Source organism: Moorena sp. SIOASIH, assembly GCF_010671925.1.
Taxonomy (GTDB): Bacteria; Cyanobacteriota; Cyanobacteriia; order Cyanobacteriales; family Coleofasciculaceae; genus Moorena.
On sequence record NZ_JAAHIH010000010.1, the window covers coordinates 183,128 to 206,381 of the forward strand.

At 43.7% G+C, this 23,254-nt stretch carries 12 protein-coding genes; 2 read left to right on the top strand and 10 right to left on the bottom strand.

From position 1 onward, the window contains the following. Positions 1 to 302 precede the first annotated feature (302 nt). Positions 303 to 1,925: a cation:proton antiporter gene (locus F6J90_RS41620; RefSeq protein WP_293108262.1), complete on the top strand. Its 1,623-nt coding sequence runs from the start codon at positions 303 to 305 to the stop codon at positions 1,923 to 1,925. 228 nt (positions 1,926 to 2,153) lie between these two features. On the opposite strand, the gene F6J90_RS41625 is transcribed toward F6J90_RS41620, so the two are convergent. Continuing rightward, positions 2,154 to 4,505 (bottom strand): tetratricopeptide repeat protein, encoded by a 2,352-nt coding sequence (locus F6J90_RS41625; protein WP_293108265.1) that lies wholly within the window; start codon positions 4,503 to 4,505, stop codon positions 2,154 to 2,156. A 232-nt stretch (positions 4,506 to 4,737) separates the two neighbouring features. Beyond that, a complete protein-coding gene (locus F6J90_RS41630) occupies positions 4,738 to 6,372 on the bottom strand; it encodes a hypothetical protein (protein ID WP_293108268.1) in 1,635 nt (544 codons plus the stop codon). Positions 6,373 to 6,840: 468 nt separating this feature from the next. On the opposite strand from F6J90_RS41630, the gene F6J90_RS41635 reads away from it, so the two are divergent. Further along, positions 6,841 to 7,647, top strand: coding sequence for a hypothetical protein (locus tag F6J90_RS41635; RefSeq protein ID WP_293108271.1), 807 nt, complete (start codon positions 6,841 to 6,843; stop codon positions 7,645 to 7,647). Between the two features lie 142 nt (positions 7,648 to 7,789). Here F6J90_RS41635 and F6J90_RS41640 read toward each other — a convergent pair whose 3' ends face one another. The 8 genes from F6J90_RS41640 to F6J90_RS41675 all read right to left on the bottom strand — a co-directional run. Beyond that, positions 7,790 to 8,077, bottom strand: a complete 288-nt coding sequence (locus F6J90_RS41640; protein ID WP_293108274.1) for a 2Fe-2S iron-sulfur cluster-binding protein — start codon at positions 8,075 to 8,077, stop codon at positions 7,790 to 7,792. A gap of 61 nt (positions 8,078 to 8,138) precedes the next feature. Next, positions 8,139 to 9,365, bottom strand: coding sequence for a hypothetical protein (locus F6J90_RS41645; protein ID WP_293108277.1), 1,227 nt, complete (start codon positions 9,363 to 9,365; stop codon positions 8,139 to 8,141). A gap of 184 nt (positions 9,366 to 9,549) precedes the next feature. After that, the gene (locus tag F6J90_RS41650; RefSeq protein ID WP_293108280.1) at positions 9,550 to 11,247 is read right to left on the bottom strand and encodes a PfaD family polyunsaturated fatty acid/polyketide biosynthesis protein; all 1,698 of its coding nucleotides are present in this window, start codon (positions 11,245 to 11,247) and stop codon (positions 9,550 to 9,552) included. Between the two features lie 44 nt (positions 11,248 to 11,291). Further along, positions 11,292 to 11,606, bottom strand: a complete 315-nt coding sequence (locus F6J90_RS41655) for a DUF6765 family protein (RefSeq protein WP_293108283.1) — start codon at positions 11,604 to 11,606, stop codon at positions 11,292 to 11,294. A gap of 17 nt (positions 11,607 to 11,623) precedes the next feature. Then, positions 11,624 to 16,375: a PfaB family protein gene (locus F6J90_RS41660; RefSeq protein WP_293108286.1), complete on the bottom strand. Its 4,752-nt coding sequence runs from the start codon at positions 16,373 to 16,375 to the stop codon at positions 11,624 to 11,626. A gap of 78 nt (positions 16,376 to 16,453) precedes the next feature. Next, positions 16,454 to 18,193, bottom strand: coding sequence for an SDR family NAD(P)-dependent oxidoreductase (locus F6J90_RS41665; protein WP_293108289.1), 1,740 nt, complete (start codon positions 18,191 to 18,193; stop codon positions 16,454 to 16,456). Positions 18,194 to 18,295: 102 nt separating this feature from the next. Further along, positions 18,296 to 19,633, bottom strand: a complete 1,338-nt coding sequence (locus F6J90_RS41670) for a condensation domain-containing protein (protein WP_293108291.1) — start codon at positions 19,631 to 19,633, stop codon at positions 18,296 to 18,298. A 235-nt stretch (positions 19,634 to 19,868) separates the two neighbouring features. Continuing rightward, positions 19,869 to 23,254, bottom strand: a 3,386-nt coding sequence (locus F6J90_RS41675; protein WP_293108294.1) for a phosphopantetheine-binding protein, incomplete at its 5' end; no start/stop codon positions are given.

A 23,254-nucleotide genomic window follows, 5' to 3' on the forward strand; every position in this document is an offset into this window, starting at 1 on the left:
TCCGAATGAACTGTGTTTTCATAATTGAGCGACAAGTAATGTAAGCATTCAGCCGTCAGCCTAAGGCTCACGCTGCGCGAACAGCCGTCAGCCGTCAGCCGTCAGTGGTCAGTGGTCAGCTTATTTTATTCAAAAGTACCGATTGCGCTACGCGCACGCTGCGCGAACACTAGCGTGGCCATTTCCGTAGCTTGGCCTTTGGCTGATAGCTGATAGCTGATAGCTGATAGCTGATAGCTGATAGCTGATAGCTGAATGCTTACCAAGTAATTACATTTTATATACGAGCGCAAACATTTCGGATGCTAGGCAGTACAATTTGGATCTTATTGATGGGCTTTTTTGGGGGTCAATTTGCCCGTCGGTTGGGAGCACCTCCTTTGATTGGCATGATTGTGGTGGGTATCCTGATCGGACCAGAAGTGGGGGATGCGATCGCACCACAAGTCCTAGTTATTGCTGATGACCTACGCACCTTCGCAGTTATGGTCATTTTAATGCGGGCAGGACTGGGATTGGATATTGAGAAACTCATGGCACAAGGAACTGTTGCGGTAAGGTTAGGCTTTTTGCCCGCCATCACCGAAGCGATCGCAGTAGCTGTTGCTGCCATGATACTGTTTAATTTCGATTTTCCCACTGGATTACTCCTAGGCTGTGTAGTCGGAGCAGAATCCCCCGCCGTGATTGTGCCAGGAATGCTGCGACTCAAGAGTTTAGGCTGGGGCGTAGCTAAAGGGATACCAGATGTGATTCTAACTGGGAGTGCCTTATCCGATGTCCTAGTATTGCTACTCTTCAGTTTGATGGTGAATTTCTTGGCACAGGGAACAATCAACAGTAATGCTCTCCAGTTCCTGCCCCTGCAAGTTCTGATCCAGGTCGCCCTTGGTGTCTTAATTGGATATATCGCTGCTCAGTTAATTATTTTCCTATTAACCAAACAAAAGTGGACCGAAACTATCGTCCAAGATACCTTAATTACCGCAGCACTTGCCTTATTGTTGGTAGTGTTAGCTAAAACTATGCCATACTTTTCTGGCTATTTAGCCACCATGGCAATGGGATTTTTCCTAATAGAATTAGACCCTCCCTTAGCACGACGCTTGCGGGTGGAATTTAACCATCTATGGGTAGTAGCAGAAATTCTTCTATTTGTCTTGATGGGAGCCAGTATTCAACTGCGGGTATTAGAAACAACCCTGTTACCTGGCATTGTAATCCTCGCAATTGGGTTATTTATCGGTCGGATGGTCGGGTGGTATCTCTCCACATTGGGGAGTAATTGGACTTGGCGAGAGAAACTGTTTTTGTTACCCGGAAACTCCGCAAAAGCCACAGTACAAGCAGCGATTGGTGGTATTCCCTTGAGTCAAGGGCTAGAAGGAGGTCAGACAATTTTAGCGATCGCAGCCCTCTCAATTTTGATTACCGCACCCCTAGGGGCTTGGGCAATTCCCACCTTTGCCCCTAAACTCTTATCCCAAGACCCTGTAGACCCCACCAAGGTAAGCGTTGCGTCTCATACTCTCCTACTAGCCGCTGTCGATACCTCTAGTTTAGCCACCCAGGTATTAACTAAAGTAGCAGATTTAGCAAGACGAAGTAATGGGGAAGTTATTGTTTTACATGTGATCACCACATCAAATCAGCCAGAAGTCAAGCAGTTACAGAACCAAACCAAACGCTTGCTCTTGGATATTAGGCATCAGTTTATTACCGTAACCGGTTCGATTCCCGAAGAAATTGTTCGCATAGCCCAAGAGCATCAAGTAACAGATATAGTGATCGGAAAACGGGGACATCAACCCTGGCAGCAAGTGCTGGTCGGTTCCGTATCTCAGGCAGTGTTAGAAACCAGTCCAATTCCAGTAATTTTGGTTGAAGAATTAGAACGAACCAAAGTAACTTATCCTAGCAAATAACAATTATTGTAGTGCTCGAAATGCTATCAGGTGCTAGGCTTTAATAAGGACTAAAACCTAACACCTAAAAGCTAACACCTAAAATCTAACATCTTGCTCTAACCCTAAAAACTAAATTAACAGGGTATTAGTACTTAAGCTATCAGCTATCAGCTAATGCGCGTAGCGCAATCGGTGATTTTGAATAAAATAAGCTGACCGCTGACGGCTGACTGCTGAATACTTACATTAGTACCGCTCCCAATAAGGCTGAAAACCTCGCCGTTTCAGAATATCCACCTCCAGCCGCAGGATGCGATTATCGAGCTTAGAATTAGCTCTCCCTGTAGACTCTTTCTCTTCCGAGTTGAGTCCTTCAAACCGTTGGAGGGCTGTAAACGGAAAATCTTGGGCAACACTTAATTCAGCCAAGTTTTGGCGAGCCGATAAATTCTTTGGCTCCAGTTCTAGTATCTGTTTATAAAACCCCGTTGCCTTAGCATAGTGCTGTTGAGTAAAGCTAATCCCTGCCAATGCTAGTAAGGCACCAATGTTATCAGACTCCCGTTCCAAAATTTCTTCGTAAGCGTTGCTAGCTAATCGCAAATCTCTCAATCCCATAGCCAATTCTCCCTGCACAAAATAGGCATCAATATTATCAGGATTACCGGCAATCCACTCAGCTATTTCAGCTTTAGCTAACTTAGGCTCTCGCTGTGCTAAAACCTGTAGTCGTCGCAATTGTACAGGAGCATTATCTGGTGAGACCTCTAGTAGAGTAATGTACAGGGTTTCTCGTGCTGGGTCAGCAGGCAAAGCACCCACTAAACTCAACAATTCCGGCGGTGGATCAATAGAAGGCTGAGTCTGTAGCCATTGATTGAGTACCCCTTCCGCTTCCTGTTGGTCAATACCTTTAGTTTGATATGCCACACTAGTACGCCCCAGCTGGGCTAATAAATCATTGGGATCGCGAGATACCAGCTGGTCATAGATAACCAGAGCTTTCTGTGGATCACCTTGGGCAATATAGATTCCCGCTAACCCCCGCAAAGCACCATTGAACAAATTATTATTTGGATTACTCTGAATAATTCTCTGATACCGCTGGATACTAGCATTGAGATTTCCCTGGCGACGGTCAATATCTGCTAGCAATAATTCCGTACTCTGGTCAGATCCACCAGTAGACGTTGCCCTGTAACTATCAATCGCACTTGTTGCCTGGGCTAGTCGATTCTGCTTTATCAAAATCTGAGCAACACGGAAATGCAAAAAGGGTACATCTACCCCTGTAGCCAGCAAATCTTGGTAAACACTCAGCAGTTCTGGGTCAGGAGGGTCTAGACGCAACAAAGCTTGGGCTAAATCTCGCTGCTGAGCTGGTTCACTCGGTAGGGTTTGGGTTATCTCAAGCAGCCGCTGTCGCCGTTGAGTTCGGGATAACTGACCCAATTTACCTTCTAGAATAATCTGCTTCACCAACAAGCTTTGGTTATTCGACTTCACCAACAAGCTTTGGTTATTCGACTGCTCCTCGGTCAACTGCTGATAAAGCCGTAGAGCTGATGCCCACTGGCTTGGTACCTCACTCATCACATCAGCCACTTCCCTGACTAAAGCAAAAGATGGCTTTGGTGTTGAGGCCAGTACCTGACGGTAGAGAGTAACCGCGTCTTCGGTTAGGTCAGAGCGACTCTCACGACGACCAATTTCTGAAAGGGCTCGGGCTAAGGGTAAAGCCGCCTCATCCCTCCCTCGCAACGGTTCTAGGACAGACAAAGCTTCTGTCAGTTGCCCAGAGGCTTGATAAGCTTGAGCTAAATCAGCCCGTAGATAGCTATCATTGCCATAGAATTGGGAAAATTGATTCAGCTGAGCTTCCAATACCTTTACCGCCTGAGCAGGATTGCCAGTTTCTCGTAGAGCCAGAGCATAGGCTCCCGCTGCATTTCCCGGAATTGGCTTACCGCTAGCTTGGTAACGATCAAATAGCTCTAGCCCTTGCTGATAGTCACCACTATAGGTATAGATTTGAGCAGCACCAACAATGATTTCTGGTGTCGGATTGCTCTCCAGCACAATTTCATAATCATCTAGGGCTTCCGGAAAACGACCTTGGTAGCCAAGCAGTAAAGCCCGCTGAGCACGAGCACCAGTATCATTAGGAGTTAGGTTTAATAAAGTCGTTAAGGCTTCAATCCCATCCGCCTGCCATTCAGCACGATAACCTCCCAATTCTCCTACCGCTTCCAGAGCCTCTTTATTGTTTGGGTCGATGGCTAGGACTTGTTGATAAGCAGCCCAAGCATCTGCATCTCGCCCTGCTCGCTGATACGCTATCGCTAGACCTAACCTCCCTTCCTTCGATTGGGGAGAGCCTTTTAGAGCTTGTTCAAAGGTTGCGATCGCATTATCCACCCATCCTTTATTTAACAGAGAGTAACCTCGGCGTACTGCAGAAGTAACTTGTGCTTGGAGCGCTGGTACCACCGATTCAACTGGGCTGAAGATTAATACTCCTGCTAACCCAAAAACCATCAAAAAGATCCACCAACGCTGCCAGTGGAAATTTTTTTTGCCAAGAGAATTGTTATTCATTGGTCAAAAGCATGAAGTATGAAGAATGAAGTATGAACTATCAAGGATGAAGGATAAACTATCAAGGATGAACTATCAAGGATGAACTATCAAGGATGAACTATCAAGGATGAATCAGTGTCTATGTTCTATCTATCTCAGCAATTCTATTGGTGAGTAGCTTTACCCATTACTCATTACTCAGCACTGACGCACTCAGCACTGACGCACTCAGCACTGACGCACTCAGCACTCAATCCCAGAGATCACTCACATCAAAATCAGCCCTGACTCGAACACCAAGAATTGTATCTGAAAACTCATCTCGTCCTTGCAAAGTCACACCTGCACGCACATTAGGTGAAACACGCACGTCATAGAACAATTCCCAAACATCTGGTACTTTATTACCTTGGTCCCGGCGCAAGTCATCATTAGACAATTGCCGACCATAGCCAAGCCCTAGTCGGTCATCATCCATAAACAAATCTAAGAGGTTCAGACCGACACTGTAGGTATCCCCGCTTTCATCTAAATCAAGATTTTCGTACCAACCATAGCGCCCAAACAGTCCCATCTTGAGAGCAGGAATATATAGTTCTCCATTAATCCCGTAAGCTTCTTCGCGGTCAGAGGACTTCGGACCAAACTCGTTATCCCCTCGGTTCAAAGAAAAAATTTCCTGGAATCCATCTTTCTGAGCATCCCGAGCCGATAGGTAAGTTCCCCGAATGATTGCTGTACCTACCCGGAAAGCTAGCTCTGAAGAAAACCCATCAAACGCAAAATCATCCAGGTCTCGGTCTGAAGAAAAGCCCGCAGCTCTTACTTCCAGGTTGTCGGTTAAATTCCAGTTGAGCAGCACCCCCGGACGGGACGCTATACCTGCTGCTGCCAGAGCAGGATTCGTCTGAAACACCGGGTTAAAGAAATGGGTCGTACTATCTTTAGCAAAGCTATTGCGGTCAAAATAAGATGTCAAATCCATTAGACCAACCACAAAGCGCAGATTAGAATAGCTAGGCACAGAAGTCGTAAAGTAAAGTTCATTGAGACTTAATCCCGTTTCTTCGGTGTCGGAAAAGCCATCCCCAGTGGTGAGATCAACTGTGGCACCAAACAAAGCATGGGGAGAAAGGGGATAAGTTCCTTGCAGCCGTAGTCTCGCTGATGTGTCTACCTGATTCAGAAAGGCACCTTGTACGTTTAGGGTCGGAGCTAACGGATTATCATCCTTAGGCTCAATCTCTGGAATTAATGGACGCTCTGGTGCTTCCTCAAAGTTGGTTTGTGCCAGCTTCTTAGGCTCAATCGATACCCAATCATCTTCACTGGGGTAGAAGCTCTTAGGGTCATATTGCTTGGATAAACCTACAGTCCTATCAAAGTACCTCAGGCAGCTTCCGTTTGTGTAGCCACAACCAAATTCTTGTCCGCTACTAACCGAGTAGTATTGGCTGTTAGGGTTTGCTTGAAACCTAGCCCTCATCCTCCTGCATGAATCCTTAACAGCCCAGTCCTCCTGGGCCTTTTCAGACAAATTGGTAGAGTTGAACCTGTCCAGCCGGTCTTGGTCTGTGTTGCTCCAGACATTATTCTGTGATGGTTTCGACGTTTCGCTCTTAGGGCTAAGAGGTTTTTCCGAAACAATTTGATCCGGAAGACTAGGACATAGCCCCGAAAAATGAGCATGGGCTGGTTCTGTTTTCAGACTAGCAACACCTAACAAGAGTGATAGGGTGATCGGGGCTATAAAACCCCATTTGGCTAAGGGGGAAGTCGAGCCAATGGATAATAAGTAACTTAGCTCAACGGAACGCTTTGAGGCGCTCATGCTTGGTTGATTATTAGTATCAATAGCAATAGGGATTTGATTTATGTCTCTCATGAGCACCACAATCAATGAAATATAACTGTGCTTAGTTAACATTTATGGCCAATAAATGTTTTACCAGCCGAGAAAAGCTGCTCCGGTTTTTTTTTTATTGGGGCTAATTATATCATATAATTACGCTTGATTAATTTGTTCAAAGTCTTAGGTTTAATCCGATATCACAAGGTTGGTCAATTTATGAATGTTATTGAATACCAAGGCTACTATACTTAATGTCACTCTCAAATTAATACAACCAAAAAAAAATCCGAATTACCTATTAGGGGATAGTTCAAGCAAAATTATTCATCATCTAAATAATATAAAGAGTTTAAATAGTTGGATCAAACCATAACAAAAAAAATCTAAATGAATAAAAATTAACCATGCCAAGCCTTAACATTAATCATCAATAAATTTTACCAAAATTAAATTTTATTTGTTAAAATTTAATTTAATCACAATTTTATGCAACTATCGACTATGCACAAAACCTTTATTTTTATTTGGACAAAAAAAATAGTCAAACAAAATATGACCCATTTGTTAAAAGGGGTATTTAGCATCTTTATACTCTTACTATTAAGTAATGGATGCACCCAGCTTCCATTACCAGGACGGCAATTAACTAATCGATTAATCGGTCAATCTTCCAAAGCAATTTTTCAGCTTAGGGTGACCAAATCAGACCGTCCGGGGATCTACACCGTAGCAGGAACCACGAATCTTCCCGAGGAAATTCCCATCACGGTAGCAGCAATTCGCTATTTGCACCCTAATCAACAGCTCTCTTTCAACAGAGACGCAAATTTTATCTATTCAATTCTGGCTTATCAAAATGTCGATGTAAAGAAGGGAAGATGGCAGACCGACTTGAAACTATGGCAAATTGCACCAGACGGTCAGTTTCAAGAAGTCTGGCAAATGGATCAGTCCAAACTTGGGTTATCACTAAAACCAACAGAGGAAGTAACCTTTGTAGCCACCCTCGCCCCCAAAGAGTCCCTCTGGGAACTAGAACAGCAGTTAAAGAAGCAGCGAATAACCCTAGCAAGCAGCCTGATCAACAATACATCGGATGGTCAACGGTATGTCCAGGCACGTCAAATTCTGTCCGTTGCCTTACCCACCGGTCAGACCAAACCACCTGAACCTAGACCTGAGGATATTAATGATGGCTGGGGCAAGCGGTATCTGCTGCTACCAGAACCACCAATTATTTATAAACTTGACAAGCCTAGTCAACGTCGAATCGATGCTCCCCTTTCAACTCCTGAGTTTTTACAATGATATCTCGTTTAAGGAGTAATGGAGTAATGGAGTGATGGAGTGATGGAGTGATTACTCCATCACTCCGTTCTTGTGCTTGGACAAAAGATATTGTGGAAAGGGAATTTTCCTCACCCGTTCATCCCCTCATCTGTTCATCCCCTCACCCCTTGAGAGTACTGATACTAATATCCCCCATCACAACACACTGGCAAGCTAGACGTGCATGAGGATTGTCTGGAGCTAACACATCAAGCAAATCCTGCTCATCAGCTGTGATAGGTGACAGGTTTTCAATGCCCCTGACTACCTCGATTAGACAGGTGCCACAGGATGCTTCCCGACAACCAAAAAGTAGGGAAATGGGATGCTCATCGCAGATCTCAGCTAGGTTTTGGTTAGGTTCGACCTCAAGGGTTTTTTGATCGTCTTCAACGTGAATACTCACCATAGCAACAATTTGGGTATCTCATTTATAACATTACTGGAGCAGGAGCTGGGACAAGTTTGACCTAACGCTTAACCGATCTCGAGAACTGCTTAAACTCTCGAATGTTATTTGCGACAGCTTTTTCAACTGAACCGGATGAAGCCATCAGACGCATCTCGCGATTAACAGGTGACAGATAGTCTAGACCTTCGAGAAACTTGCGGATATCCGATAGAAGACGCTGATAATATTTAGCTGTCACATGTAAGCCTTCATTTTCCTGACAGAAACACTTCTCCATCATCAGTAATGCTTCTTGGTTAGACATGCCAAATAGAGGTGTTTGCAAGAGCTTATACACCATAGGCATAAAATTGCTAGCACAGGTACCAGGGACGGTAGTAGATAGCCCATTAAATACATCGATTTGTAACCTGTAGACCGCTTGGTTAGCAAGGTACTTCTCCCAGATGTTTGGCTTAGGGAAATCCTTATAGATTTCGTGGGACATTAACTGAGACGTTGCGGTGTGAAAACTTTCGTCAAGTAGATGATAACGAGAAACTGCTGTTGGAGCGGGAATAAAATCACGCTTTTTCTCTAATTTCTTATAAAACTGGGAAAAAGTATATTCCCTATTTTTGAGATGTAAATTGCCGATGCCACGGGCAGTATAGTACTGGCTCGCTAGAAAAGGAGAATTACTGATACTGATGGTGTACACATGCATTCCCAAAGGAGAGCTTGTACGTCCACCCATCCCTTTGAAGGGAGATAATGTCTTATCCATTTCCTGAGGTTTGGTTGACCTAGGACAGTGAAAAACTGTTTCGCCCAATAGGGCTATCTCTGTCTTATTCCCAATGTTGTTAAAGGCACGAACATGGTAACGTTCTTGATTAGTTTCAACGTCTAGCGTATGGCAGATAACTTCGTAATCATCAAAGGGAAAGAAGGCATTTGCTGTCACTTCATTGAATAAGATTGTATTAGTTTCAGTAGCAGCAATTAAATAGTAATCCAAAGCCCAAAATAGATGGTTAAGAGCTTTTTTTTGCGAGGGTGAAGCCGCTTCATAGAGGGGGCTACCGTACAGGATTGAAAGCTCTGGCTCACCCCAGTAATAATCGCTATTGCTGCTATAGTCAAAGTTTTTAGACAACTGGTCCATCTTTTCGGTGTAATCCGAATCAGTATTCCGCCGATAATTAATATCCATCAGCTTAAGATTCTTGCGGCCATGGACAACTTGTTCTGATGGAGTTGAAAATTGACTTCCTTTTTCTGGTGCTTTATGGGTTTTTAGCATGATATTATCCTTAGGACAAAATTTACGTAATCTACGTAATCTATAAGTTAGATGGTGTACGGTACTGTGCGGTAGTGTTTAGAGTCAACCTTGTTTTTAGTAATGGTTAATGGCTCGGGAGTAATCACAATTACCAATGACCCATTACCAAGCTTGACAATATCAATAATTAAAAATTAACAAGTTAGGAAAGAGTAACTGGGCGATACTGACTGTAGTAATCTGGCATTTGGAGTCCTTGAATTTTCAAACTTTGTATTCGGTGTAAAAATGCAGCCCCATTCATGATGTGGTGAGCCACATCAACCACACTGCGATTATTTGGAGCAGCGAGGTAAGACCCTTGCACCCAGTTATTAAAGCTGCCCATTGCAGGTCCGCACCAAATCTGATAATCGATTTCTCTGCCTTTCTCCCCTGACTTCGACCAACGAGATGACAATCCTAGGTACCAGCGGAAAATCAGAGCCATTTTCACCTTAGGATTATTGGCAGCTTGTTTTATTTTATCAGGATTTCGTTGGGATATATAAGCTATTGTATCCTCCCAGATTGCTTCAATTTTTCTCTGGAAAATTTGTTTTTCCAGTTTTTCTCTTTCCTGGATCGGAATAGCTTCAATCGAGTCATAGCTTCTATATAACTCAAATAGTTTCTGGGCCCGTAGGGGGAAGAGGGTACCTTTTTTGAGGACTTGCAGTTTTACCCCCATTTCAAACATATCGGCTGCTGGAGCCATGGTGACATCAGTCATATCAGCTTTAGCCAACACTTCCTTAGTATGTTGAGAGGTTCCAGCTTCAAGGCAAGACTGATTAATAGAGCCAGTCATAACATAAGCCGCACCCATCATAAAAGCAGCTAAGGCTGATTGTGGCGTACCAATACCACCAGCAGCTCCAACTCGAATGGGGTTTTCATAACCATATTTTTCCTGAATTTCATCCCTCAAGTCCAAGATAGAAGGTAACAGACAAACCAAAGACCGATTATCTGTATGACCACCTGAATCAGCTTCTACGGTGATATCGTCTGCCATGGGAACTTTTTCTGCCAAAGTTGCCTGTAACTCACTGATTAATCCCTGGTCAACGAGTTTTTTAAGGATTTGTGTTGGAGCAGGCTGGATAAATTTTGCAGCAACTTCTCTTCTGGAGATTTTAGCAATAACTTTATTTTTGATTTCGATTTGATTAGCTGTATTGAGTCCTAATCCAGCAGCTCGATAATAAACAATGTTGGGAGTTAAGTCCAGAAATGCAGACGCTTCTACAGTTTTAACACCATAATTGAGATATAGATCAACAGCATGGCGTTCAATCGCCGGTTCACTGGGACTATGAATTAAATTAAAGGCGTAGGGACCTTGGGGTAAGGCTTGTTGAATACGATTAATAGCTGCTTCCAAGCGGGAAGGACTTAATCCGCCAGCACCAAATGAACTCAAAATTCTCTCTTTGCCGAGAGCAATGACCATGTCTTCAGATGCAATTCCACCAGCCATCGCTCCAGTAACATAGGCAGATTTTACCCCATGAAAGGATAAAAAACTGGGATCGCCTAACTGTTGAATTTGTATTGGTGGAACTGCCATCAGCAGTTCTACTTGAGAGCTCTTGCCATTTTCGGAAGGATACCAGTAGCCTTCTTGGGTTACGCCAATCTGTCCTTGGGATCTAACGATATAACAGGACTTATCTAAGTCTAGCAGTTTGGCCTTAATTCCTCGATCATCAAATGCTATCCCATCCAAAGACCCTTTCCAAACCTGATTTTGACCATAGAAACAATTTAAAAATCCGATTTTATTATCATTTTTATTATCTTTTTTGCTTAGAGGTGTATCTAAAGCATTCATTGGCTTATATCTAGTTTTAGTCATTATAATACAGCTGATTTTGTTAAATTAATTATTAGAGTTACCTGTCAAAACTGGGGAAAGTGCCAGTATAGACCGTACTGACCCTGGCGAAGGATATTGGTGAGACGCACGTTGGTGCCGCTGTAACCTGTGAAATTAACTGAGTCCACAGCTTGATTGGTAACTGCAATCTGTTCTGCCAATTCTGGCGAGAAACCCGCTGCCCGCACTAAGGTGCGGGTAAATTCGTAATGAAAGGTACTGTGTCCTTTGAGTCCGTTGCGGTAGAACTCGTTGTAGGCTTTTGTAGGTAACACCCAGCAGAGAATTAGCACGATGGTAGATACCCAAGTCAATAAAAATAGTGTTTTGCGCTTCATGTTTGGTTGATACACAATTATGATTCAGAATCAAGCAACTGCTTTGAAAAGGTTACTTGGTGCTGAATAATGTCGCTAATTTGCTTCAAGTATTCTTGTTGATTCATTAAAAAAGCAGCATGGTTTTTGGTGATGCGAGATGTATTATAACTCAGTTTTTGATACTGATTTTTGTGTAATTCGCTTAGGTTTACTCCCAGAAACAAATTGTTACTTTTTTTGTCTAATTCTAGACTGTAATTATTATTCTCCAGCGGCATTTTAATGGGCTGGCCATAGTTTAATGTTTCGGTGCTTGTAACGCTGTGATTGAAAGCACGGTTAGCAATATTTTCATGGTTTAGGACAGTACTTTGAAAGTTTGATGAAGTTACGGGTTCAGATGCTTTAAAATTGGGCAAAGTCTGTGGCTGTTCCCAAGTCTTATGAATTAGGACGTTTGATGATAGAGCTTCGGCTATTTCCTGGTTAGTATTGCTCAAAATGGTAGACTTAATCCGGCTCCCACCCAAGGTTATGGTTTTAACCATTGAGCGCCGTTGACCGGAATTTTCTGGTTCCTGAGTATACAGCGGGGACAAATCCAGAGACACTTGATGACTAACTAGCTTTGCCAAGGCTTTGACAATAGAGGTATAGTCGTTTGAACCTCTTTTATTGAGGGAAACTGTGACATGTTCCTTATGCTTGAGGTTTTCACCAATCCATCTAGAACAAGTACTGCCAGCGCCTACCTCCACAAATATCTTGGCTCCATCGTCGTAAACTTGATTAATTAGCCGAGGAAAATCGAGGGGCTGACAAAGACCCTTGGCCATAGCGTGACCAATGGCATGACTCTCAAGGGTAATGGGTTTGTACTCCGCTGCGGAATAAAAAATAGTTTCTGGTTGGCTACAGATAGGTAAACTGGTCAGTCTAGCAAGTTCATGGTATTCAGAAGCCATGGGGTCACAATGAATTACATTATTGCCAGGAGCACGGAAGGCATCGCATTTGAGAGTTTCAATCACCCTCCGACAAGCTTGAGGATCACCAGCAATAACCACTTCTTTTGGCGTATTGATCTGAGTAAGATAGACGCGATTTTCATGTTTGAGACATTCTACAACTTGGGATACCGGAGTCATCAGAACATAGGTACTCCAAATTTGTTTGTGCTGATCATCCTTGCCTTGGGGTAATCCCCAATACTCCCGAACTGCGTTTTTAGGACCAGACAGTCTTGTGCTAAATATAGGAGAGGAGCTTAAGGCATCAATAGCTTGATCATAGTTACTCCAGACGGACTGACCAATCATCATACTAAGTTCACCTACGCTGTACCCAAACGTAGATTGAGCCTGAACTTGGAAATAATCCCTCATAATTATGGTCAAGATTCCAACAAAGCCCATTCCAGATGTGACCATGGTATGGTAATCCTCTAACAGTTGCTGTTCAAGGACTTCGAGTTGCCTTCTTGATAAGGAATTTAAGCTCCTTGGATAAAGAAGTCTTTCCCTGAGGATCGAAGCTATATTGGCGACATGTTTATCTACCTCCTCGTAGAGTTTGGGAAATAGCTGAAAAAGATTCTGACCTAGTCCGATATAGGAATTGAAAGCACCAGGATAAACAAACGCAACGGTACCCCGTTTAGCCAGTGGTTTAGCTGTAAAATAGCTTCCCATAGGGGTTTGCCAGTCTTTACCTGTATCAAAAGCCTTGGGAATCCCCTTAATTGCACGCTGGATCTCTCGTTTTAATTCATCGTTGTTGTGTCCGAGAATTGCCAGGGTATAAATTGCCTGAGAACGTTTTTGAAACCTGGCAAAGGTTTGGCTAGCAGCAGTAGATAGAGAAACACAATTTTCGATAGTTTGTTCTAAATTATGCAGCTGCTCGAGTAACTCCGATTGACCATCAGCAGCAATGGGAAACAGATAAAACGGTGCTTGATGCAAATAGTGGCTGTTGCGATCGCATTGACTCTGTTCCTCTGACAAAATTATATGGGTATAAGTCCCCTCCAGTCCCATACCGTTAATTGCTGCTACTCGTTTGGTGGTGTCTGGTGCTAAAAACCAAGGTCTTGATGCAGTGGCCACATAAAATGGACTACCTTGCCAAACCTCGGGCATTTTAGGACCAGTCCATTGAGGTGTTGCTGGAATATATCGGTGATAGAGACAGAGTGCAGTTTTAATTAAGCTAGCAATTCCTGAAGCAATATAGGTATGACCAATATTTGCCTTGACACTACCTATGGCACAGCTTAAATCAGGGTTGGCAGTTTGATAGGCTTGGGTTAATCCGCGAATTTCTGCCTCATCCTCCTGAGCTACTCCACTACCAAACACTTCTACATAGCCAATATCCCCAGGTGTGATGTCTGCTTGAGTATGAGCCTGTTGACAGGCTTGCATGACAGCTTCAGCTAGAGGCGGTTGAGGGAAAGGATTGACCTGGTCTGATGTCCCACGGGCTTGTACCAAACTGATAGCATCAATCACTGCATAAATACGGTCTTGCTCTTGCTTGGCTGTCTCAAGACGCTTTAAAACCACAGCGCCAGCCCCTTCACCAACCATCCAGCCATTAGTCTTTTGGTCGTAACTCAGGGTATTGACTCCTGTGTTGACCTTTGCCAATTGGTTTCGCAACAACACATTTTCCACGCCCCCAGCTAGGTCAACAGCACCCACAACCACCGCATCTACCTCCCCAGCAGCAAGTAATAGTTGTGCCGTTTCTAGAGCTTTGAAGGTGGAATTTTCCCCAGCACCGAGGGTGAAGGAAGGCCCGTTGAAATCCCACAGAGCAGAAATACGACTGGCTGTGATCACACCAAGGTAACCGAGATGGTCACTGGTTTTTGCTTGGTTGTGGATGCTATCTTTAACAATGCTTTCTAGGGTATCGATAGCTTCGGAGACTAAGGATTGATTCGTGTCAACAAAACTTTCTTTGAGTTGCCAAGACAGATGCCATCGCTGCTGAAGCTGGTGAATAGCAAGTTCGGTTTCTGCAGCGATAATCACTGCCACATTTTCCCCCTCACTTAGTCCTGCATCTTTCACGGCACGCTCAGCTACCTTAAGCATTAGCAGTTGTTGAGGGTTGAGTGTCTCTGCTTCATTGGGCGGTATCTTAAACCGTAATGTGTCGATGTCAAAATCTTCGATGTAAGCGCCTAAGGGTGCTTTACCGTCTGTAAAGCCATAGTCCTTGAGCAATTGCTGTTCCTCGTCGATTCCCTTCCAGCGTTGGTTAGGAAGGGGGATAAAATGCTGGGTTCCATCATAAATACTGCGCTCAAACCGATCCAAGCCATCACAGGAGCCAAAAAAGCTGTCCATCCCCACAATCGCCATCTTAGTAGCTGGCACGGGTGTAGAGGCTTCCGGTTCAAAATCAGGAATTTGTTCGACCTGAGTAGATTGCTCAAGAATCAAATGAGCATTATTTCCCCCAAAACCGAAGGCATTGATGGCTGCGCGTTTAAGCGGTCTATTGTTCGGCCAGGGAGTTGCAGCTCGAACCACTTGCTCCGCCCCAATCACATTATTAGGAGAGCTGAGGGGAGTCGTTATATTAATTGTCGGGGGTATGACACCCTTAGACATACTCAAAATGACTTTAATGATGCTAGCCATACCAGCAGCAGTTAGCAGGTGACCCAGATTAGATTTGACAGAACCCACCAGCATAGACCCTTGATGCTGACCAAAGAAGGTATCTACAGAGCTAAGTTCAGTGGTATCACCAAGGAAAGTACCAGTAGCATGGCATTCTAAATAATCGATGCTCTTTGGACTAATGTTTGCCTCAGCATAGGCTCGTTCATAAGCTAAAATTTGGCCTTTGGGGTTCGGACTCAGCAGGTGCTTTCCTCGACCATCATTGGATAATCCGTTACCACAGATTGTCGCATAAATTTTATCACCATCTCGAATCGCGTCACTGTAGCGCTTGAGCACCACCATACCAATCCCATCTCCTGGCGTTAGACCTTTGGAAGATTGATCTAAGGGTCGGCTGACATCATTTTCAGGGTAACCGTGAACACCAGAAAATAGCATCCGAACAAAAATTGGATCGGCATAACTAACGGCTCCCGCTAACATCAAATCAGCTTTCTGGGATAGTAGGTAATGACTTGCCAATTTCACAGCATACAGTGATGAGGAACAGGCAGAGTCTAGGGTATAGTTAATATCGGATAGAGAAAAAGCTCGGGCGACTAACGCTGACAGCACGCCACAGTTCATGCCATTATACAGAGATAATTGGGCAGATTTCGGTAATTTCGCCAACTGGAAGTTTGGATTCTGCAAAAGCTCCCTAAGTGCAGCTTCGATGGTGTGCTGATAAATCGATCCAAATAGTTGATGTGAGCGTTGAGTAAGGCTTGAGAGATTACCCAAAATTACACCACACTTTGAGAGCACCCTGTCATTGCTCAAATAATTACTGTGTTGCAGTGCTTGTTTGGCAACATACAGGCTCCCTTGCAAGAGAGGATCTAACCCTTCAAGAAGTTCTGATCGCAAGTTGTATCCAGTGACATCAAAGGTAAAATCTCGGATATATCCTCCCATTAAGGAGTAGGTTTTATCCGGTTGATTTTTTAATGGATGAAAAAATCTTGCCGGGTTAACTCCTATCTCCTCCTCAGTCGCTAAGGAAGTAGACTCTTTTTTGCTAATCAGATTCTGCCATAATTCTTCTGGAGTCTTGGCATCAGGAAAGAGGCAAGAAAATCCAATTATTGCTATTTTTTCCATATCAAATTTATAAAATACTATAGCTGTTGCGAATAAATAAGTTATAGTTAGGCTATTAAATTAATGACTATTGGTCAATTATTTACCCTTTGACCATATAGAATAAATAGTTCCTTGGCAGCCAGTCCAACGGTAGTAGATTTGTCCTTCACGATTATGGGCTATGATATCAACACTAACCTTATTAGCTTGTTTAGATTTTAGTTCGGTAGATACATAAAAAGTTTCTCCCGGTGGGATCATAGCAAATTGTTCAAATTTTTGCGATTGGGAAGGTAACAATTCCTCTTGATAAAACGAATCAATTAAAATTCCAGTAGGATGGGTCTGAATATCAGCGATGTAGGGATTGTAAGTTTGAATTGTAAACTGACCTTGTTGTCGGTTACTAATAGATGACCAAGCACAGGCTGCAGTAATTTTTGTAGCACTCAGATTCAAGACCTGTTTCACCCCCCAAAACGAAGAGCCATGAAATAAGGTGAATTGTCCAGTTTGATATAATGGTGATTTAATATGTTCAGGAATTTGATCATCTTCCTCAAGGTTAACGGTCTCATAAGTGGGAGCACTAGGAATTTCTTTTACAAGCTTAATCTGAACCCGATAATGCTCATGATAAGGAATTTTACTTTCTTCTTTTTTACGCCATATTTTTCCTTCAAATTCTATTGAACCGTCATTGGTCTTAGCAATTTCTTTTAAATCCAGAATATATTCGCTTGCCAGAGTCTCATTGAAAATAATCCCTTTCAAGATCTTGAAATTTGTGTAACTGAAGAATTTGTAACCGGGATAGAGTTGTTCACAGGCATTAATCATCCATGCTACGGCACAAGTAGCTGGCAAGACTGGATAACCGGCAATGACGTGATCTTGTAAAAAGGGATTAGCGTCCAGTGTCAACTTGCGGCGAATACGATAGGTTCGTAACTCAGGGTTTAACTCCCCTAACACCGGTTCCAGTGGAGTGCCAATCACCACTTGCGCCGTTTCCTGATTGGCAGTATCCAGTTCCTTAACTAGCATGTTTGTCCCCACTGGGATTGGAATAATTTCAATGTTGCGCTTAGCAAACGCCTTCTTTAGTTCCGAAGTCACCATACCACTGTCCCAAGGTCCCCAATTGATGGCAACCACATGGCAGGAGGGATGGTGTTGCTTGACCAGATGAGCTGATTTGTTGAGAATTTCATTTGCGATCGCATAGTCCGACTGACCGATATTTCCGTAAAAACCAGCTACAGAAGAAAATAGAACTAAATAATCCAGTTGACCTGGGCTGACGCAACTCAGCAGATTTTCCAAACCCTTTACTTTGGTAGCATAAACGGTGTCAAAATCTTGTTCCGATTTCTTTTCAATTAATTTATCCGCTAAAACCCCTGCTCCGTGGATAATACCGGTAATTGGACCCATGCGCTCCACCACAGTCGCCAGCTTTTGCTGTAAGGCTAGAGCATCGGTTACATCAACATCAATATAGTCTGCCTGACCGCCTGCCTGTTCAATTGCCAAGAGAGTTTTGTGAATTTCTCGACTCGAAGCAATTGTCTTAAATACCCCTTTTACTTCCATGGGGGTAGGCTTCTGTCCTTGGGCAAGGATATTTTCCATAATCCGTTTTTTTAATTCAGATTCATCAAAACAATCCTTTGCCCAATCTGGTTCATCTTTCATGATTGATGAACGACCCAGTAGGATAAATTTGCATGGTTGGTGCTGTGCCATCCGAATCACGCACTCAGCGGTAATGCCTTTTGCTCCGCCACTGACAAGAAACACTGATGATTGACTGATTTGAGCTGTTTGTATCATAAAGCTTTCCAATAATTAGATAATTTTTTGATAAATAGTTACTCTTATTTAACTTTGATTATCAGGGGTGTATAGCTAGCATTTGTGGCACTACGTTAGGGGTCAAGCTACATTTGGTAAGCAAGCATCCCTAAGATAATACAGGACATTATTTGCTAACTTTTCCATCGAATCATTACTTATAAATGGTTCAGAAAAACAAAAATTTAAAATAATTTTTTCGTCAAAGGTTGAGACAGCAACAGATAAATTTACCCCAAAAGAACCGTTGGCTGAAGCAAAGCTGATTTCTTCTAGTTCAAAGGCTCCGTAATGTTTAGGAATGTTGACTTTACCAATATTGGTTACAGATACGGTTGACGACCCTTGATTAGGGTGCTTTAAAAACATCTTTATCAAGGTTTTAGTTATAACAATAACTCTAAATATATTTGCTCCTTTCAAACGATATTCGAGCTGTTTTTTAACACTGCGAGCTAAATCCCAGAATGATAGATTGCTCTGTAAGGTGTGATATGAGGTAACACATGAAACTAGGCTCCCCATGACCTCATCACTGACCACTGGTTCCAAGCGTCTGCGCAAGTCAACATAGGATAGGCAACTTACACACAACCTTTTTTTCTTATTTGCTGTGATGCTTTTTGCGGCAGTCAACAGCATCGCTCCACACAGGGCACCATGTACTGTTGTCTTTTCCTTTTTGCAACGATTGATCAACTCTTGGGTTAACCCTTTGTCTAAGGATTTTTGCACCATACCACAACGGCGTAAATTAATGGGTACGCACTTCTCAAACCCGAGAGTTTTTGGTCGATGCCAAAGCTGATTAAAAATTCTTCGTAATAATAGGAATGATCTATGCCAAATCCCTTGGAATCCCCTCGTTGATATCGGAATTAACCTATCTATGGGTGGGAGTATGGGTAAGGGAAGCACTGAAGTTATTGGTTCCCCACAGTGAATTTTCTGGCAGTAGGTCAAAATTGCTGAGTGCAGTCGGACACAAGATAAGCCGTCTGATATAGCGTGGTGGATTGATGTAATCAGATAGTTCGCACTGTTTTCACTCTCAGCACGAACTAGCACTGCCCGCATCAAACCTTTATTACTCTCAATTTCCTGATTCAGCTCTTCAAGAACAACCTCTTGCCAGTGTTCGTTGTAGAGATTGTCAACCACCCGCAAAGGAATCTTGGACACCCCTCCAGTTTCAAACCAAAGATTATCTAACGAACCAACAATACGACAGTTAAGACAAGGGTAACGGTATTGAATCAGGTCAAGAGCCTGTCTAAGGATTTCTTCACTGAGAGATCCTTTGACGCGACTGATCGTTACTACATAACTGGATTTAGCAAGGCGATTTAAGATTTCCATTCCTTCCTCGACAGGAACTAGTTTTCTGTTTAGGGTTTCTCCTGGCGAGATTTGCGACATTGTTAACATCTTCAACGTTTTGGTTGATTGTTCCAGTTTGTTAAGGTGCACCCTAATTTTGGCGTTGCTTAATAATGGCATGATTTTAAGAGTTTTGTGGAATAGGCATCTTGCCTGTTCGGCGATCTTTTGTGGCGGGCAGGATGCCCACTCTACTCCTATTCATTCAAAGATTCAGCAACGCCCTAATTTTTGCCACTAGTCACACTCAGCACTCAGCACTCAATCACTATATTTAGATGGATGGTTCAGTGCTGAGGGTTACTCGCCCCTGTGAACTATATCCAACTTCAGTAATATAATGGTTGGGATCGTGAAGTTCAGCCATGATGTACTGAGCCGAGCCCTCAGCATTCAGGTCAGGACTCAGGTCAATCCCCCGGCAAAATACCGATTCCCATTCAAGGTTTAGGGTTTTAGTCAATCCAAATAGACCCGCACCAATTGCACCAAAGTTCACCTTTTGTGCTAATCCAAACGCTCCATCAAGACGAGCGACAGTCATGAAACAACTCCGTCCCTGACGCGCTGCTTGATTCAGTGATGGTTTGAGATATTTGGCAATGAAAAAGACCTGCTTAAGAAGAGCTTTTTCTAGGTCAAGAAAGCGAATCCCATGATTGGGCCCGGTCCCAATGGCAGGATTGAGATGAATGAATGCAGCAACCGGACCATAGTTAGCAGTAATTGCTGCCAATTGTTGTTTCAAATGCTCCTCACTCAAATCGTTCAACACAATACGACTAACTCCTTTCGGTAAAGGTGGTTGTTCTGCAATCAGGGATTGGGGAAAACTTAAGACCACCACTTTCCAGTCACGCTCTGTTAGGGATTGAGCCAGTTTGGATGTAGTTAGTGAACCATCATCGGTTAACAAAACAATATGCTTGTCAGGTAGACTGAAATCCAAACTATCTGGCTCAGGCAGAGCTTTAAGTTTTACCAAACAGCGTGGAATCTTATGATCTAGGTCAAGTTGCTCACTAGAAGGCTGCTGCTGGAACTTTTTTTTTTCAGTTGTCGCTGTCTGCTGTTGAAGATACTCAACAATTTGACCAAGAGTGCGCAGTTCTCCGAGTTGCTCTGGATTGGCTTGAGGCAAATTAGGGTACATCTCCTGTAGAGCGCCTAGGATTTCCACCCGTTTGATCGAGTCAATCCCTAAATCCGCTTCCATGTCCATATCCAGCTCTAACATTTCGGCTGGATAGCCGGTTTTTTCGCTAACCACATCTAGCAGAGTTTGACCGATGGCCTTAACATCTATAGCTGTTAATGATGTCGGAGTGTCTAGCGCTAGATTTTCTGAAACTAGTTTAAAATCATTGCTCACCACTGACTCAGATTGGATTGTTTCCATCTCAGCTGAGCTGTTGGTTGTTGGTTCAGGTTGGACAGGGATAACCTTGGAACCATTCGACTGTAAGTACTCCACGATTTGACCAAGGGTGCGCAGTTCTCCGAGCTGTTCTGGATTGGCTTGAGGCAAATCAGGATACATCTCCTGTAGAGCACCCAAGATTTCCACCCGTTTGATGGAGTCAATCCCTAAATCCGCTTCCATATCCATATCCAGCTCTAACATTTCCGCTGGATAGCCCGTTTTCTCGCTAACCACATCTAGCAGAGTTTGACCGATGGCCTTAACATCTGTAGCTGTTAATGGTGTTGGAGTTTCTAGCGCTAGATTTTCTGAAACTAGTTTAAAATCATTGCTGACCACTGACTCAGATTCGATTATTTCCATCTCAGCTGAGCTGTTGGTTGTTGGTTCAGGTTGGACAGGGATAACCTTGGAACCATTCGACTGTAAGTACTCCACGATTTGACCAAGGGTGAGCAGTTCCCCAAGTTGTTCTGGATTGGCTTGAGGCAAATCAGGATACATCTCCTGCAAAGCACCCAGGATTTCCACCCGTTTAATGGAGTCAATCCCTAAATCCGCTTCTATATCCATCTCCAGCTCTAACATTTCCGCTGGATAGCCCGTTTTCTCGCTAACCACATCTAGCAGAGTTTGACGAATGGCGTTAACATCTGTAGCTCCTGATGGTGAAGATGCTACTTTTGCTGTTGGCTCAAGCTTGACTTCAGCTACTAAACTTTCCTGAACGGGTTTTGAGACATTGCTCAAAGCTGGCTCTGGCTCTGGCTCCTTGACCAGGGTAGCACCAGGAACAGTTATAAATGCACTTGTATTACTAGAGCTATCAGAGAGATTTTGTTTAACTGTTTCCTCTTGGTTTACAACTTCCCCATTGTGGGAGGTTTGGCTATCCTGTTTCTCTACTAACTTATTTGTTTGTGTGGTCGCTGTAGTCAGTTTAGTGGTGGGTGGCAAATTATTGAGACTATCCTGAGCGCTAGTAACCGCTGTTGTGACCTTTGTAGAAGTAGGTTGTGTGGTTAACTCCTGATTCCCCACCAATTGATTCCCTAAACCAGCTTCTAGCACTGGTTGATCAACAACCTCACCAGTGATAACCTGTTGATACTGCTGTTTTACCAGTTGGAAAAAGTTTTTGGTATACTCTAGCTGATGGTTTAAATATTGCTCATGGACGTTGAGAGTCTGACCTTGGTGCTGGTGAAACTGCATCATACTGCGCTCTAAGCTCTGTAGGACAACTTGCTTCGTTTGCGCTTGTTGATCAGTTCCGTTGCTGTTGCCAAACAAGGAATGCTGCTGTTGCATCAGTTGGAAAAAGGTTTTGGCATATTCCAGCTGATTGTTGAGATATTGTCCATGAACCTGTAAAGTTTCACCTTGATGCTGACTAAACAACTTCAAGCTATACTCTAAGCTCTCTAAAAGACGTTGGGAATTTACAGATAGCGTTGGTGTTGAGGCCATGTTCGATTCAAGAGCGGGTTGAGTAAGAGCTAGTGCTGGTTTGGCATCAGACCTGCCATTGGTGCTACTCACAGAGGAAGTCACAAGATGCCCATTTGGCTTCTGGGTAGGTTGAGTGGGAATTGATGTTGGTTTGGTCTGAGAACTCTCCATGGGACGTAACCGAGATGTGGGCTGGATGAATGGTGAGAGTGCAATCCTGTTTCCTGGGTTCTGGGCCATCGCCCCCTTGCCATTGCTCTGGCTAGACCGATGTCCATTACTCAGGGATGGTGTCGATGGGGTGACAACCTTAGTTGAGGAACTCCCCTGATGATTGGCCTTTGCTGTGTGACCATTGCTCTGGCTAGACCGATGTCCATTACTCAGGGATGGTGTCGATGGGGTGACAACCTTAGTTGAGGAACTCCCCTGATGATTGGCCTTTGCTGTGTGACCATTGCTCTGGCTAGACCGATGTCCATTACTCAGGGATGGTGTCGATGGGGTGACAACCTTAGTTGAGGAACTCCCCTGATGATTGGCCTTTGCTGTGTGACCATTGCTCTGGCTAGACCGATGTCCATTACTCAGGGATGGTGTCGATGGGGTGACAACCTTAGTTGAAGAACTCTGCTGATGATTTGCCATCGCCCCCTTGCCATTGCTCTGGCTAGACCGATGTCCATTACTCAGGGATGGTGTCGATGGGGTGACAACCTTAGTTGAAGAACTCTGCTGATGATTTGCCATCGCCCCCTTGCCATTGCTCTGGCTAGACCGATGTC